This is a genomic window from Erwinia sp. V71, assembly GCF_965644245.1.
In the GTDB taxonomy this organism is placed as follows: Bacteria; Pseudomonadota; Gammaproteobacteria; order Enterobacterales; family Enterobacteriaceae; genus Erwinia.
Window position 1 is genome coordinate 1 of record NZ_CBFFRK010000261.1, and the last position, 915, is coordinate 915.

The window sequence follows — 915 nt, forward strand, 5'->3', positions numbered from 1 at the left end:
CTGAAGAGATGCACGACAAGATCATCGGCTGGTATCTGACAATCAACCACTACCACTAAATCTGCGTCACGACCAAAAAAGGTGACAATTTTCCACTCTGTTTCGCCATAATAAACTGGCTTCAAACAGATGGGTCTGAAATAACAGCACTGAGGAACGTTATGAAATTCGATGCCAGTCAACATCGCTGCACCATTATTATTGATAAAGATCTTCCCGCAGGCCTGGCTATCAATGCCGCGAGTGTCATTGGGATCAGTTTTGGCCGCACGGTGGAAAATATTGTCGGGCCAGATATGCAAAGTGTGGATAAGGCGAATTACCCGGGCGTAATCTATGCCCCCCTTCCGGTGTTACTGGCATCAGGAGATTATCTCAGCCAGTTACAGCATCATGCGAAAGATGATGAGGAGATTTATCTGATGCCATTCAGTGCATTAGCGCAGTCCTGCAAAACATACGAAGAGTATGGTGAACGCATTTCCTCCGTCAACAGTGAAAACATCGAACTGGTGGCGATTGGCCTGATTGGGCCAAAGAAAAAAATCACGAAACTGACCGGGAATCTGCCGCTTTACCGATAATCCCCTCTGCGCCAGCACCCTTTTAAAATAAAGAAAACGCCTTATTATCACGAAGAGAAAAAAATCCTGTTAATCACATAAAGTCAGCAAGCGGCAGGTTTGATATTTATCTTTATTCTCTCACTCATAAGATAAAAGAAAACGCATATGGCTGGCTTCGCCGAAATAAAACCTCACCCGTATAACAACGGGCGGCAATTCTGCCGCCCGATAATATTACTGCGGGATTTTCCCTTCCTGTTTGAGATAGTCGGTGGCGGATTCAAGTTCGAAGTGCAACGCTAAGCCGCCTGTCTTAACTCTGCAAAGACCACTGAAGGCTGCCGGAACC

At 45.9% G+C, this 915-nt stretch carries 1 protein-coding gene; it reads left to right on the forward strand.

Annotation, left to right across the window (positions count from 1 at the left end):
• The first annotated feature begins 161 nt into the window (after positions 1–161).
• Positions 162–584 (forward strand): DUF2000 domain-containing protein, encoded by a 423-nt coding sequence (locus tag ACSZO1_RS22530; RefSeq protein WP_437616618.1) that lies wholly within the window; start codon positions 162–164, stop codon positions 582–584.
• Positions 585–915 lie beyond the last annotated feature (331 nt).